Source organism: Thauera aminoaromatica S2 (assembly GCF_000310185.1).
In the GTDB taxonomy this organism is placed as follows: Bacteria; Pseudomonadota; Gammaproteobacteria; order Burkholderiales; family Rhodocyclaceae; genus Thauera; species Thauera aminoaromatica.
The window spans coordinates 16,516-29,999 of sequence record NZ_AMXD01000039.1 but is presented as its reverse complement, the minus strand read 5'-3'; the positions used below and the strand labels follow the sequence as shown (position 1 = coordinate 29,999).

Here is a 13,484-nt window from a genome sequence, read left to right as displayed (position 1 = left end):
GGGGGGGGGGCGGCGAGAAAGCGCTCCCGCGCAACGTCACCCAGTAAAAGATTGCCTACGAGGTCGTGACCATGTGCCAGCAACGCGCGCAGGACGTGCGTATCCGTCCAGTCGTTCAGGCGCTCCGGCAGTCCGAGTGCCGCGCCGTGCCGCGCTGCATAGGCACGCCCAAGATAGCCTTGGGGGCGCATATCGAACAGCCACCACGGGAGCCCGTCGCTGTGCAGGGCCACACCGTTGTCCTGAAGCATCACGAAGCCCTCGGGCCGGACAGGGATGAGCGTTCCGAGTCGTCGAATCTGCCCCTCCGCGTCGATCCGATGAACCAGGATGTCCGGCAACCCTCTGGCGTTGTCGCGCAGCGCGTACTGAATGGATCGCGCGGCACCGAGCCGAACGATCTCGCTGCCGAGCGCCCTCAGGGCGCGCGAGCCCGTCGGCTGACTGACTCCAATCAGTTCAAAGAGTTGTCGTCCGGGAAGCGGCGCTTTTGCGAGCTGGAGACGGATGGCATCGGCGTGACGTGACATGCGATGAATAGATTGTTGAATACATGGGGAGGGTCAGATTCTATACGGACCTGCGGAGGCTGGGGGCCTGCAGCCCCTCGCGCAGGTCTGCGATGCCATTTGCGCCGCTGCTGCCTTCATGCGAGTGCAGAGGCTCTGCCGTCACGCGGGAGCGCTTCGGCGTGCCGAGCGATCGTGCGGCTATAATTTCAGGCCTACGCGGTCCGAGATCAACTTTCAATGAACATTCTCAACGCGGTCTTCGGCGACTCGACCGGCGGGCGTTGGGGCGCGACGCTCAAGACCGCCCGTCTGCTCGCGGAGGAGGGGCATTCGGTCACGCTGCTGATCGACCCGGTCGATCTGCCCAACGTGCCGGCGGACTTCGTCGGCCCGGGGCTTGATGTCGTCACGCTGCGCAACTCCGGACACTACGACCTGATCGCGAGTTGGAAGGCGTCGCGTCTTCTCCGCGCCCGTCGCATCGATGCGGTGATCGCCCACAGCGGTCGGGCGATCCACATGCTCAAGCGGGCGGCGCCGCCGACGGTACCGGTGATCGCCTTCAACCACAGCCACAACATCAAGCGCACGCTCAAGGCGGACGCCTTCTTCTGCATCACGCCCTACATGCAGCAGATCGTCGAGGCGGCCACGGGTGGTGCGAAACCGTCGTTCGTGATCAGCAACGCGGTGAGCATCCCGCCGGAAGAGGCGCTGGCAGACCCTACGGGTGGTGTGTTCTCGATCGGCGCGATCGGCCGCATGGTGCCCAACAAGGGGTTTCGACATTTGCTCGATGCGCTTGCGTTGCTTGCGGCGGACGGAGTGGCGTTCCGGGCGCAGATCGCGGGCGATGGGGAGGAGCGTGCGGCGTTGCAGAAGCGGGCGGACGAACTGGGGTTGGCCGATCGGGTGGGGTTCCTGGGCTGGCTCGATCCGGCGGACAAGCCGGCGTTCTTCAACTCGCTCGACGTGATGTGCTTCACCTCGGAGTGGGATATGCAGGGCATCGTCATCCTGGAGAGCCTCGCTTGGCGCAAGGCCCTGATCGGCACGGCGATCGACGGCCCGTCGAGCTGTTACACGGATGGCGTGACGGCGCTCGTCGTTCCACCGGCCGATCCGCCCGCACTCGCGGCCGCGCTGCGCCGGCTGCACGACGACCCCGCCTTGCGCAGACGCCTGGCCGACAACGGGCGCCAAGTGGCGATCGAGCGGTATTCGAACGAGGCCATCGCGGAACTGCTGGATCGCAGCCTGCGCCGCTTGGTCGCGGATGCACGTCAGGGGGGCGCGCGATAATGAATGGCCCGCCGATCTTCATCGCAATGTGACCAGTCCGCCGCTCAGAGCGATCCGCAGCGGTGACCATTCTCAGTCGGCTCGCCAGCGCGGACCGGTAGCTCGGCGGCCGGAGCGCGCATCGTGGATATTTGAAGCGAGAGGCTTACAGTGAAGCACTTTGGGGTAGCACACTCGGCAGGAGACCACGATTGAGTTTCGGCATCTTCGTCATCAACTTGCCCGAGGCCGTCGAGCGTCGGCAACGGGTACTTGCCCATCTGGTCGCGCTGGGCCTCGACGCGAACGTCGTCGAGGCGGTGCGTGGCAGCCGATTGTCGGAGGATGAGCGTGCCTTGGTGGCGGACGATGCACGCTCCGTGGAGCGCTATGGGCGGGTCCTGACTCCGGGTGAGTTGGGGTGCGCGATGAGCCACGTGCGCGCGTACGAGGAGTTTCTGGGCAGTCGGCACGATTTCGCCTTGATTCTGGAGGACGATGCGGTTTTGCTGCCGGACGCGGCGGATCTGCTCGCCAGCGCGCGGATGAGTGCTTGGCTGGAGTGTGCCGAGCCACGCCTGCTCCTGATGACGCCGATCCGGGCTTTCCTTGCCCGGGGCGCGGTGCCGTTTGCCGCGGGCTATCGGCTGGTCAAGGTCCGACGGGCGTGGGAAGGCTATGGTTATCTCGTTAACCGCGCCGCGGCGGACGCGATGCGGAGGATCAATTCGCCGGCGTGGCTTTCGGCCGACGATTGGGTGGCTTACCGACGTCTCGGTTCTATCGAGCTGTGTGGACTGGATCCGTTCTGTATCGGGTATCTGGACACGGCGCCTTCGCAACTGGAATACGACCGGCGACGGGTGGAGACCGCGTCGGGACGGTCCAAGAGCCTGAAGGCTCGGGTGGAGAAGTGGCAGCGGCAGATCATGGATGCGGTCTACTATCGCCCGGTATTCGGCCTTCTGCACCATCGAATGCCGAAAGGCTGGCCTGACCGGAGAGAGTGAGATTCCGGGCACCGATGGTTTCGGTGGCGAGCCGAGCACGCAGCACGGTCACGAGGATCACGAAGGCCATCATCAGGCGGTGATGATTGAGTACCGTCTCGGTCAGCCCCTCGATCAGGATGATTGCCAGCGCGATTGCGATTGTGCCGCGCAGCGGGTCGGTCGTCCGCCCGATCGCCCCATACAGGAGTCCTAAGAGCGCGGCCAGTCCGACCAGGCCAAACCTGGTGGTTTCGTTGATGTACTGGTTGTGGAGGTGGTCGTAGGTGGTAAGGACCGAGAGGTCATAATGCTGTTCCACCATGAAACCCCTCGCCAGTGCTTGTCGCTTGCCTGCGTCTGGGCCGAGTCCGAAGAGTGGGTACTCCGAGATTAGGTGCAGGCCGGTATGCCACATTTGCAGACGATGACCGGACGAGGAGTTGAGGTTCCCCGTGCGGATCTGCACGTATTCCTCGCGGGTTTCCTCAAAGCGCTGCTGTATGGAGGGAATCCAGAATACAGCCACGGTCAACATCGCCAGGATGCCTGCCACGGTGAGCATCAGGGCTCTGCTAGAAACGCCTTCCTGCCTCAATGCGCGATAGCCGATGAACGCCATGCAGACCGCCAACGCCGGGTAGAGCCCACGTGTGCCGGATAGCAGCACCCCCGTCAGCCCGACGGCGAATGCAGCCGAGAGAAAGATACGCCAGGTGGTTTCGCGGAAAATCGTGGCGCCGTACAGCAGGATCATCGACAGCAGCGCCAGGATGCTGCCGTATGCAATCGGGTGGATTCCTGCTCCTGCGCGTTGTGCCCCCTCGATCCACACTTCCTGCGCGCCCGCCACGCCACCGATGAGACTGCCAACGGCCATCCCCGCCCACAGTGCCTTGATGTTGAAACCGTAGCGCGCGAGGTAGAAGAGGATCGGGATTGCACCGAGGTAGCGTGCAGGAGGGTCGATGCGAGCCTCGAGCCCACCGTCGATCAATCGGTAGGCGATCTGATACGAACAGTATGCTCCCAGGCCGATCAGCCAGGGCGCTGCGTGGGCCCAGACCCTGGGGGCGACGCGAACCGTCGCCGGAAGGGTCACCAGGCTCAAGGCCAGCAGGGCGGTCGTCGCGTGGGAGTTCTTCGGCCCCGTGATCAGGAACGCGAAGAACCAGAACACCAGTGCCGAGTTCACCGTGTGGAGAGTGCGCTCGAGCGGGCTGCCGGCGTCGTGGTCTGCGAAGGGGGACGAGGACATTCAGGAGAGCGGTCGATCTGCAGACTGGATCAGCGTGGCTGCGCCGGTTGGGCCGTAATGGCCGACCAGACCAGGGACTTTCCAGCGCATTCGGTAAAGGAGATAGCGCAGCGGATGCGTTGCGAGCTTGCGCCAGAAGAAACGTGGATAGAGTGTGATGAGCTTGGCGTCGGAAAGACGCTTGCGGAACTTGCCTTGCGCGCGTACTTGCGCCTTGGGGCGATGCTTGCGGTACTTGATCACCGGACGGGCGAGATGGGCGCCTGTCCAGCCGGCGTGCCACAGGCGGACGAAGAGTTCCCAGTCCTCGCGCAGTTCGAAGCCGCGGTCGAAGCCGCCGACGGTGCGAAACGCGTCCAGGCGGATCAGCGCGCTGGTCTGGATGTAGTTCTCCCGGCTCAGCGTTTTCGGGTCGAAGGGCCGCGAGGCGAAGACGGTGTTCTTCTCCCCGAAGTACTGCAACTGGCCGTAGGCGAAACCTGCCCGTGGTCCTTCTGCTTCGAGCCGCCGCTGCAGGACTTCGAGCGAGTCGGGGTAGAGCAGGTCGTCGGAGTCGAGGAAAAGCACGTATTCGCCGTGCGCATATTGGGCGGCGTTGTTGCGTGCGGCCGACACGCCCTGGTTCTGCTGTGCGAGCACCGTGATCGGGTAGCTCCGCGCGATCTCCAGGCTGTCGTCGGTGGAGCCGTCGTCGATGAAGACGATCTCGACCGGCGCATAGGTCTGGGCGAGGACGGATTCGAGTGTCTCTGCCAGGTAGCGGCCGTAGTTGTAGTTGGCGATGACGACGGAAATGAGCGGTTTCATCGTGCGGTGGGCCGGGTGTCCGCGGTGAGCAGGATGCTCAGCACGTCGCGGATGACCCGGTTGGAGAAGTGCTGTTCGTAGGTGCTGCGCGCCGCGGCACCGATCGCCCGCGTTTCGCTGCGACGTTGGTGCAGGCGCTCCACCGCGGTGCGAATGCTATCCGGGTTTCCCGGTATTGCCCAGAGCAGCCCGTTATTTTCGTCCGCCCGCAGTTCGGGCGTGAAGGCCGGCGTTGCCGCGGTGAGCACCGCCCGCCCGATCGCCAGCCCCTGATACACCTTGTTCGGAATCACCCGCAGCGCCTTGTCGCTGGTGCCGAAGATGCCGAGGATGGCGTCGGCGCTGGCGAGCCGGCCGGGGAGCTCGGGCAGCGGGCCCCAGCCTTCGAAGCTGACGCGGCTGGGGCCGGTGGCGCCGGCAAGCGGCGCGAGGAGACGTTCGCACTCCGCCTTCATCGGCCCTTCGCCGATCAGGCGCCAGTGGGTGGGCGGGCCGTCGTAGTGCAGGATGGCCTGCGCCAGCACATCCACCCCCTGCAGGCCGATGAAGGTGCCGAAGAAGGCGAGTTCCAGCGGCGCATCGGCGGGCTTGTGCGGCCAGGGCTGCGGGGTGAACAGCGACTCCTCGGCGCCGACCGGGATCACGCGGATGCGCGCGCGCGCCACGCCGTGGGTGGCGTGGAAGTAGTCGGCGTGGCCCTCGGTGTCGGCGATCAGCCAGTCGGGCAGCTGGAAGAGGCGCGATTCCCACTCCAGCAGCTTGCGCGCCTTTGCGCTGTCCGCGGCGAACTTGTGCTTTTCGTTCACCTGCTTGTCGTAGGCGCTGATCAGCGGGTCGAAGACCAGCGGCACGCGCTGGCGGCGGGCGTAGCGCGCGGCGGCGGCGAGGTCGCGCTGGCGGAAGCACGGCACCCAGACGAGGTCGGGGCGGTGGCTGCGCTCCAGGAGGTTCCGCAGGGCGTACTCGAGGTCGGCGGTGGCCGACAGCGCGGGCAGGAAGCGGCTCACCTCGCAGCCGAGGCTGCGCAGCACCGACTCGATGACGCGGTTGCGCGGGTAGTCGGGCCCGTAGTTGCCGTAGCGGCCCCAGATCAGCACCTTCTTCATGGTGTTGTCGGCTCCAGCAGCGCGAGGACGACGTCGGCGATCTCGGCCTGCACGTCGGGCACGGGCGTGCTGCAGTCGGGGAATGCGATGTAGGCGAGGCCCGCGAGCGGCTGGCGCACCAGCAGGCCGCGCTCTGCATAAGCCTGCAACGCGGCGCCATCGTTGGCGTTGGGCTGGGCGACCACGGGCGAGACCGAGACCACCGGCCGGCCGGAGTAGAGGCTCTCGGCCACCATGCTGAGGCTGTCCTCGGTGACGACGATCGCGCTTGCCGCGCCGAGGAAATCGCGCATGACCTTGCGCGGCGCCTGCGACCACCACACGGCGTCGGCGATCAGTTCGACGGGGATGCTTTCGCGCAGCCAGGCTTCGGCGACAGCGCCGGTACGGCGGGACGTGGTGAGCAGCAGGCGGGCGCCGTCGCGGCGGGCGAGCGCGGCGAGGCCGGCGCCGAAGGCGCGCCAGTCGGCTTCCTTGAAGACATAGCCAGCGCCATCGCCGCCGACGAGTACCGCGATCCGTGGTTCGCCGGTCGGGGGAGGCAGCGGACGGGCGAGCTCGCCCGGCACCGGCGGCAGGGGCAGCACGTGATTGCACGCGACACCGAGCGGCACCACGGTGAACACGCCGGCGAAGGCGGCCGGGTCGTAGCCCTTGAGGGTGCCGCTATACACGTTGGGCACGCCGTGCCGGCGCGCGAGCAGGGCGTTGGCGAGCAGGGTGTTGGCGCCGGACGAGACGATCAGCGCGGGCTGGCCGGCGGGTGGGGTGAGGCCGTAGATCCGCCGCAGCCACGTGTCGGTGTCGCGGATGCGCGGCAGCAGCAGGCGGCCCAGGCGCTTCCAGAAAGGGCTGCGGATCTTCAGCTCGATGGTGCGCGTTTCCACCATCCGCCGGGTGGCGAGCGCATCGACGACGCCGCGGCTCTGGCTGAGGTGCCCGGGGGCCCCGTCGCTGAGCAGCCAGATGGCGAGCGGCCTCACTTCTTCCACCCCCGTTTCCCGCCGCGCATGCGCAGCGCGAACGCGAGCAGCTTGTCCTTGCCACTGATCTTGATGCGCTTGAGCTGCAGCGGATCGGGGCGCGGGGTGCGTGCGTCGATGCCGTCGATGGTCGTCACCGCCGTCGTGTAGCCGGCCGCGCGCGCCAGCGCGACGTCTTCCTCGCCGTAGATCCCGAACGGATAGGCGAAGCTCGCCACCGCCTGGCCGGTCTGCGCCTGCAGCAGGCGGCGGGACTCGGCCAGCTCGTGGCGCTTGTCTGCCGCCGAAGTGGTGCCCATGTTGATGTGGGTGAGCGTGTGCGAGCCGATCTCGATGCGGCCGCTCGCGACCAGGCGCTGCAGCTCGTCGTCGCTCAGCTTGGGTTCGCGCGCGAGCTCGCCGGTGTTGTGGTGCGCCTTCTTGGCGGTGGACCAGTCGCGGTCGTGGCGGTCGACGACGATGTAGATCGTTGCCTTGGCGTCGTACTTGTCCAGCAAGGGCAGGGCGTTATGCAGGTTGTCGGCGTAGCCGTCGTCGAAGGTGATCGCGACACTCTTCTCGGGCAGCTCGTCCCACTGCGCCCACAGCTCGCCGACGGTGAAAAATGTCCAGCCCTTGCGCTTCAGCCAGTCGAGCTGGGCCTCGAAGCGTTCGGGGGGGACGCGCAGGCCGTTGAACTTCGCGCCCGGGCGGTGCGGGCTGACCATGTGGTACATCAGCACGCGCGGATGGCGCAGATCGACCGGCTTGCGCCACCAGGCGTAGCGGTTGGAGAACCAGCCGGCGGCGAGCGCCGCGGAGAGGGCGAGCCACTCGGTCATGCGAGGCTCCCGTACAGCTTCAGCGTCTGCGCCTGCATGTTCGCGAGCAGGAAGCGGCTGTTGTGTTCCACCACCGGGGTCCGTCCGGCGATCACGTCTGCCGCCCGCACGGTAGCGGCGGCGACGTCCCCCTTCCCCACCGCCCCATGCGGGAACAGTTCCGCGAGGATCTCCGCCACCCCGCCATGCGCGTACCCCACCACCGGCCGCCCCATCGCCAGCGGCTCGAGCACCGTGCGCCCGAAGGATTCCGGCGTGCTCGACAAGCTCAGCACGCAATCCGAAACCGAATAGATCTCGCGCACGTCGCTGCGGTGGCCGGTGAAGAGGATGCGCCCGGCGAGGCCTTCCGCCTGCACGCGTGCGCGGATCTCCTTCGCGTAGCCCGGCCGCTTGGGGTCTTCGCCGCCGACGACCAGCCCGATCACGTCGACACCCTCGGCGACCAGCCTGGCGACCAGGGTGATGAAGTCGTGATGACCCTTCAGGCGCGTCAGCCGCCCGGGCAGCGTCAGCACCTTGCGCTGGCCGATCTGCGGGAATTCGGCATGAAAGCGCGCCAGCCATTCGTCCGACGGCGGATAGTCGCGCGGAAACTCCGCCGGGTCGATGCCGCGCGGGATCACCGTGATGCGCTCGTCCGCGAGATGCGGCCAGCGTGTCGGCGGGTAGTGGCTGCGGAGGTAGTCGCGCACCGTGTCGCTGACTGCGATCACGCGCTCGCCCGCGCACATGATGGCGCTGTAGCGGCTGACCGAGTGCATGCCGTGCACCGTGGTGACGAAGTGTGGGCGGGCGTCAGCCGGCATGCCGCGCCAGGCCAGCCAAGCCACCCAGGCGGGCAGGCGCGAGCGGGCATGGACGATGTCGAAGCGCTCGGCCTCGAAGAGCTTGCGCAACGCGCGGTAGTGCAGGAAGGTGGTCGGCGACTTGCGCCCGAGGTCGCGCGCGATGTGGCGCGAGCCTTCGGCCTGCAGCTGCGCGACCAGGCGTCCGCCCTTGGACAGCACCACCGACTCGTGCCCGGCCGCGACCAGCGCGCGCGCGATCTCCAGCGTGCCGCGCTCGACCCCGCCGCTGTCGAGCGCGGGGAGCAGTTGCAGGACCTTGAGGGGTTTCATCGAGCAGCCTGGATCGGCGCGCCACGGAGTTGCGCGCGGCTGGGAAAAAGGGCGGACATGCACGGATTTTACCCACATCGCCCTGGCCGGTCGCTCCCGGTGCGCGGCGCGGGCCCCGCGCTGGGTGTCCGGAGATGCCGGTTTCGCTGCGAGATCAGTACTCCGGCTTCGGCAGGCGCTCGACCAGCGCATCCCATGCGATCGACACGCCGGGCAGCACGCCGACGGGGGTCGCGTCCTTCAGTTCGTGGATCTCCGGGCGACCGTACTGGCCGTTGTCGAGCACATAGACGGTGAGGGTGCGGTCGCCCGGGTGCACCAGCCAGTATTCGCGCACGCCGGCACGCTCGTAGGTGCGGCGCTTGGCGATCTGGTCATGGGCGGCGGTGCTGGGGGAGAGCACCTCGAGCAGCCAGTCGGGCGCGCCGCGCACACCACGGCGGTCGATCTTCGATGGGTCGCACACGACCAGCACGTCGGGTTGAACGACGGTGTCGATGGCGGCGTCGGTCTCGTCCTTGCGCGGCAGGCGGACGTCGACCGGGGCGATGAAGGGGCGGCAAGGCTTGCCGTCGAGCTGATTGGCGAGCTGGCGATAAACCTCGCCCGCGACCTCCTGGTGCTCGACCAGCGGCGCCGGTGACATCAGGAAGGCCTCGCCGTCGATCAGCTCGTAGCGGGTGTCCTCCGGCCACTGCAGGTAGTCGGCGTAGGTGCAGCGCTTTTCCTTGCGCGGTGCGAGGCCCATGGCGGTGCTCCGATCCGGTTGGGAGGATGGCGGTATTGTAGGTCGGGAGCGCGCGGGCGGTGGCGTGCAGGAGCGACGCAAGTCGCGATCGCGGCGCCTCCGCCCTCGCGCATCGCTTGCGCCGCCGGCGGGATCGCGACTTGCGTCGCTCCTACGAGAAGCGTTGCGTCTGCGTGTGTCGCCGTCGCGGGGGGCTGCCCTTACCTCCCGAACCTCGCCAGCACCGCTTCCGCCACCCGGTCGGCCTCGGCCAGGGTTTCGGGGGGCGTCGTCAGGCGACCGGTGCGCTGCCAATCGACGAATGGGGTGACGAAGCCTTCGCGCTGCAGCGCGGCCACGCCTGTGGCGATGCGCGTCTCGCCCAGGCGCGGCACGGCGAGCAGGCCGGTGGCGGCGCCGGCGGTGAGGCTCTCGTACACCATCGACACGCTGTCTTCCGATACCCAGGCCTGCGCGCTGCGCGCGACCTGCTCCATCGCCCAGCCGGGCGGGGTGTCGCGCACCGGGCGCACGTCCACGCCGCGTTCGCGCAGGGCGAGCAGGGCGGACTCGGTCTCGGCGGGCGTGCGTCGCGAGGTGGTCAGCGTCCAGCGCATGCCCGGCGTGGCGGTGAGGATGGCGTCGAGCTGGGCGAGCAGGCCGGCGGTGTCCCAGCCGTGGTGCTTCGACGGCCCGCCGATCAGGAACAGGCCGCGATCGTCGGCGCGCTCGGCGCTCGGGCGCGCGGTGTTCACCACGCCGCGGGTGGCGATGACCTTGGCGTGGGCCGGCGGTGCGTCGTGCTGCGGGATCACGCACAGGTCGAAGCAGCCCAGCGGCAGACTGGGCCGCATCAGTGCGATCAGCCTGCCGCCGCGCGCGCGTCGGGCTGCGAGGCCGGCGAGGTGGGTGCGGTGGCCGGCGACGAGGATGAGGTCCGGGTCGGGCAGTCCGGCGCCGGGCGGGAAGCGGCCACTCGACCACTGCCACAGCGCGCTGCGCCCACTCGGTGCGTCGATCCAGTGCGTCTCGACCGTGGTGCGCGCCGCCAGCGCCTGCGCCAGGCCCTGCAGCTGGCTGCGGTGGCCGGGCTTGTTGTCGGTGATGAGCCAGAGGATCGTCATGTCGGGGCGGATGCCGATGGTCAATTGCAGGCCTCGACCGCAGTCGAGTGTGGAAACGGAATGGGATTGACGCTTGCGTTCACGTGCAGCCCTGGCGGCTTGCAAGCCAAATGCCGAATACCGAATTTGTACACCGCGCGTGCGGCCTCAGCGATTGAACCACTTCAGGACCGTGCCCCAGCTTTCCACATCGATCCGCGTCACCTGCCCGCAGCCGAAGTCGAGCCCGATCCAGCGCTCGGGCGGCATTCCCAGCAGGTAGCCGGCGAGCACGCGCAGCGGGCCGCCGTGGGCGACGACGACGAGGTGCGCGGGATCTTCTGGAGATGGGGGGCAGGCCTCGGCTTTCGCGATCTCCGCCTTTGGCGCAAGCACGGACTCCGAACCGGCATCCGGCGTCCGCGCAGCCACCCCATGCTCCTCCAGCCACGCCAGTACCCGCGCGGCCATCTCGCGCGGCGACTCGCCGCCCGGCGCCCGAAAGCCGAGCGGATCGGCGGCCCAGTCGTCGATGGCGCTGCCGATTTCGTCGAAGCTGCGCCCCTCCCAGTCACCGAAGTGGATCTCCTTGAGGCGATTGTCGAGGCGCGGGGTGCCGAGCTTTTCGGCGAGCAGGCGTGCGCGCGCAAGCGGACTGGCGTGCAGGGTGAAGGATTCTGGCAGCAGCGGGCGCAGGCGGTCCGCCACCGTGGCGGGACATTCGGCCAGGCCGAGGTCGGTCTGGCCGTAGCAGATTCCCGGCTCGACGGCCGGGCGGGGGTGGCGGATCAGGTGAAGTTGCATCGGGTGCGGGGTGGATGAGGTCTGACCCCCCGATCATGCCACGCCCTACCCGATGGTTTTCGTAGGAGCGACGCAAGTCGCGACGCGGCCCCGATGGTTTTTGTGGGAGCGCCGCAAGTCGCGACGCGGCCCCGATGGTTTTTGTGGGAGCGACGCAAGTCGCGATGCGGCGCATGGTACATGCACCGACCTGTCCGTACGCCGCGATCGCGACTTGCGGCGCTCCCATCGGAGTCTCGGGAAGCGTGGCGGGGCCCTGCAGGAGCGACGGAAGGCACGGATGCGGGTGGACTACATGAACTCCGCCACCAGCATGAAATGCACCTCGTAGCGCCGGTCCTCGTCCGGCAGGCGATTGAAGGCGCGGGCGAAGGTGAGGCGGGCGTCCACCCGCTCGCCGATTGCCGCGCGCACGCCCCAGCCTGCACTGCCGAGCTGACGATGCTGCGGTTCGAGCGAGTTGGGGGCGCGGTCGGGAGTGACGCGGCCGTGGTCGGCGAAGAAGAAGCCGGTGGCGCGTGCGCCGGGCCGGCCTTCGGTGGCGGCGAGTTCGCCGAGCGGGTGATGCAGCTCGAGGCTGGCGATGAAGCCGCGGTCGCCCGACCATACGCCGACCGGGTAGCCGCGCACGCTGTATTCGCCGCCGATCTGCAGCTGTTCGCCGCTGGGCAGGGGGCTGTGGCCGCTGTGCTGGTAGTTGAGGCCGGCCTGTGCCGACCAGCCCGGGGCCAGCGCCTGGATACGGCGCACGAAGGCGCGTCCGAGCGTGTAGTTGCTGCGTTCGAAGCCCTTGGCGCGGCCGGCGGTGAGGGTATAGGTGGCGATCCAGTAGCCGTGGTCGTCGGCCGCCTGGTGCTCCACGCCGAGGTGGCCGTCCACGGTCTGGGTCTCCTGCAGCGGTACGCTGCTGATCCAGTTGCGCGTCTCGCGCCGTTTGCTGCCCAGCACCAGGTCGGTGCGCGAGCGTTCGCCCAGATGCACCGGTTGGCGCAGCGCGACGATGGTGCCGGTGGAGCGGCCGCTGATGTCGAGGTCGCGCAGCGGGCCCTCGACGATCTCGACGTGGTCCTTGTACGCCGCCAGGCTGAGGCGGCCGCCGCTGCGGTTCACCGGGAAGCTGTAGCCTGCCGAGTAGCTCTCCTGCCCCTTCGCGCCGACCACGCCCAGGCTCAGCTCGTCGCGGAAGCCGAGCAGGCTGCGGTTGGTGTATTGCAGGCCGGTGCGCCACTCGCCCGAGCCCTCGCTGCCGCCGTTGTCGAGGCTCAGGCGCAGGCTGTGGCGCGGCGGCTCCTCGACCAGGATCCTGAGGTCCGAGGTGCCGAAGCGCTGCCCCGCCGCCAGGTCCGCGCGCAGCTGCGCGTCCTGGGTGCGGTTGAAGCGGCGCAGGTCCTGCTCCAGCACCGGCAGGTCGACCAGCTCGCCGGGGACGAGGCCGATGCGCCGGGTGATGAATTCCGCGTCGGTGCTGGCGTTGCCCTCTACCGCGATCTCGCCCACGCGGCCTTCCACCAGGCGGATGTCGACGACACCGTCGGAGACGTCCTGCGGCGGGATCACCGCGCGCGCGGTGACCACGCGCCGTTCGCGGTAGGCCGCGTCGATGCGCGCGGTGAGCTCGCGCAGCTCGGCGAGGCTCACCTCGCGCCCGGTGTAGGGCCCGGCGAGCTCGGCGAGCGCCTCGGCGGGCAGGATGGCCGACTCGGTGAAGCGGATCTCCCGCACCGTGAAGCGCACCGCCTCGCCTGCCGGGGGGGCAGCCGGCGGCGGTGCGGCTTCGCGCCGGACCGGATCGGTGATCTCGCGGCGCTCGAGCTGTTCGAGCTGGCGGCGGCGCTCCTCCTCGTCGATCCGGCGCTGCTGCAACGCGCCGGGATTCGCCGCCGAGGGCAGGGTCTGGGCCAGGGCGGGGGCCGCCGAGAGCGCTGCAGCCAGGATCAGCATGGGTTTCACGATTGCGGGCTCTCCACTGGAG

General features: G+C 68.5%; 12 protein-coding genes and 1 pseudogene. 2 read left to right on the top strand and 11 right to left on the bottom strand.

Annotation, left to right across the window (positions count from 1 at the left end; all coding sequences use genetic code 11):
- A pseudogene (locus C665_RS20215) lies at window positions 1–530 on the bottom strand (hypothetical protein); the annotation flags it as partial.
- Window positions 531–749: 219 nt separating this feature from the next.
- Between C665_RS20215 and C665_RS08195 the strand changes: the two are divergent.
- Together C665_RS08195 and C665_RS20210 are read left to right on the top strand one after the other, a co-directional pair.
- Window positions 750–1,814 (top strand): glycosyltransferase, encoded by a 1,065-nt coding sequence (locus C665_RS08195; RefSeq protein WP_004305092.1) that lies wholly within the window; start codon window positions 750–752, stop codon window positions 1,812–1,814.
- A 191-nt stretch (window positions 1,815–2,005) separates the two neighbouring features.
- Window positions 2,006–2,803 carry a glycosyltransferase family 25 protein gene (locus tag C665_RS20210; protein WP_004305090.1) on the top strand — a complete coding sequence of 266 codons (798 nt, stop codon included), beginning with the start codon at window positions 2,006–2,008 and terminating at the stop codon, window positions 2,801–2,803.
- Here C665_RS20210 and C665_RS08190 read toward each other — a convergent pair.
- From C665_RS08190 to C665_RS08145, 10 genes are all read right to left on the bottom strand, one after another.
- Window positions 2,721–4,040: an O-antigen ligase family protein gene (locus C665_RS08190; RefSeq protein ID WP_004305088.1), complete on the bottom strand. Its 1,320-nt coding sequence runs from the start codon at window positions 4,038–4,040 to the stop codon at window positions 2,721–2,723. The genes C665_RS20210 and C665_RS08190 overlap by 83 nt on opposite strands.
- Window positions 4,041–4,847: a glycosyltransferase family 2 protein gene (locus C665_RS08185; protein ID WP_004305087.1), complete on the bottom strand. Its 807-nt coding sequence runs from the start codon at window positions 4,845–4,847 to the stop codon at window positions 4,041–4,043.
- Window positions 4,844–5,953 (bottom strand): glycosyltransferase, encoded by a 1,110-nt coding sequence (locus C665_RS08180; protein ID WP_004305085.1) that lies wholly within the window; start codon window positions 5,951–5,953, stop codon window positions 4,844–4,846. The genes C665_RS08185 and C665_RS08180 overlap by 4 nt, the downstream gene beginning before the upstream one ends.
- Complete coding sequence (locus tag C665_RS08175) at window positions 5,950–6,945, bottom strand: ELM1/GtrOC1 family putative glycosyltransferase (protein ID WP_156147827.1); 996 nt, start codon at window positions 6,943–6,945, stop codon at window positions 5,950–5,952. The genes C665_RS08180 and C665_RS08175 overlap by 4 nt, the downstream gene beginning before the upstream one ends.
- Window positions 6,933–7,757, bottom strand: coding sequence for a polysaccharide deacetylase family protein (locus tag C665_RS08170; RefSeq protein WP_004305081.1), 825 nt, complete (start codon window positions 7,755–7,757; stop codon window positions 6,933–6,935). The genes C665_RS08175 and C665_RS08170 overlap by 13 nt, the downstream gene beginning before the upstream one ends.
- Complete coding sequence (locus C665_RS08165) at window positions 7,754–8,878, bottom strand: glycosyltransferase family 4 protein (RefSeq protein WP_004305079.1); 1,125 nt, start codon at window positions 8,876–8,878, stop codon at window positions 7,754–7,756. Before C665_RS08165 ends, C665_RS08170 begins: the two co-directional genes overlap by 4 nt.
- A 154-nt stretch (window positions 8,879–9,032) precedes the next feature.
- Window positions 9,033–9,626 (bottom strand): Uma2 family endonuclease, encoded by a 594-nt coding sequence (locus C665_RS08160; protein WP_004305077.1) that lies wholly within the window; start codon window positions 9,624–9,626, stop codon window positions 9,033–9,035.
- A gap of 200 nt (window positions 9,627–9,826) precedes the next feature.
- Window positions 9,827–10,753 carry a mitochondrial fission ELM1 family protein gene (locus tag C665_RS08155; protein ID WP_004305075.1) on the bottom strand — a complete coding sequence of 309 codons (927 nt, stop codon included), beginning with the start codon at window positions 10,751–10,753 and terminating at the stop codon, window positions 9,827–9,829.
- A gap of 123 nt (window positions 10,754–10,876) precedes the next feature.
- A complete protein-coding gene (gene cobC, locus C665_RS08150) occupies window positions 10,877–11,512 on the bottom strand; it encodes an alpha-ribazole phosphatase family protein (RefSeq protein ID WP_004305072.1) in 636 nt (211 codons plus the stop codon).
- Window positions 11,513–11,803: 291 nt separating this feature from the next.
- Complete coding sequence (locus C665_RS08145; RefSeq protein ID WP_004305071.1) at window positions 11,804–13,453, bottom strand: ShlB/FhaC/HecB family hemolysin secretion/activation protein; 1,650 nt, start codon at window positions 13,451–13,453, stop codon at window positions 11,804–11,806.
- Window positions 13,454–13,484: the final 31 nt, after the last annotated feature.

Bases quoted from the DNA above. Each gene is read 5' to 3' on its own strand.
- C665_RS08165 (WP_004305079.1), bottom strand. From the start codon at position 8,878: ATGAAACCCCTCAAGGTCCTGCAACTGCTCCCCGCGCTCGACAGCGGC.
- C665_RS08170 (WP_004305081.1), bottom strand. From the start codon at position 7,757: ATGACCGAGTGGCTCGCCCTCTCCGCGGCGCTCGCCGCCGGCTGGTTC.
- cobC (WP_004305072.1), bottom strand. From the start codon at position 11,512: ATGCAACTTCACCTGATCCGCCACCCCCGCCCGGCCGTCGAGCCGGGA.
- C665_RS08185 (WP_004305087.1), bottom strand. From the start codon at position 4,847: ATGAAACCGCTCATTTCCGTCGTCATCGCCAACTACAACTACGGCCGC.
- C665_RS08180 (WP_004305085.1), bottom strand. From the start codon at position 5,953: ATGAAGAAGGTGCTGATCTGGGGCCGCTACGGCAACTACGGGCCCGAC.
- C665_RS08160 (WP_004305077.1), bottom strand. From the start codon at position 9,626: ATGGGCCTCGCACCGCGCAAGGAAAAGCGCTGCACCTACGCCGACTAC.
- C665_RS08145 (WP_004305071.1), bottom strand. From the start codon at position 13,453: ATGCTGATCCTGGCTGCAGCGCTCTCGGCGGCCCCCGCCCTGGCCCAG.
- C665_RS08190 (WP_004305088.1), bottom strand. From the start codon at position 4,040: ATGTCCTCGTCCCCCTTCGCAGACCACGACGCCGGCAGCCCGCTCGAG.
- C665_RS08195 (WP_004305092.1), top strand. From the start codon at position 750: ATGAACATTCTCAACGCGGTCTTCGGCGACTCGACCGGCGGGCGTTGG.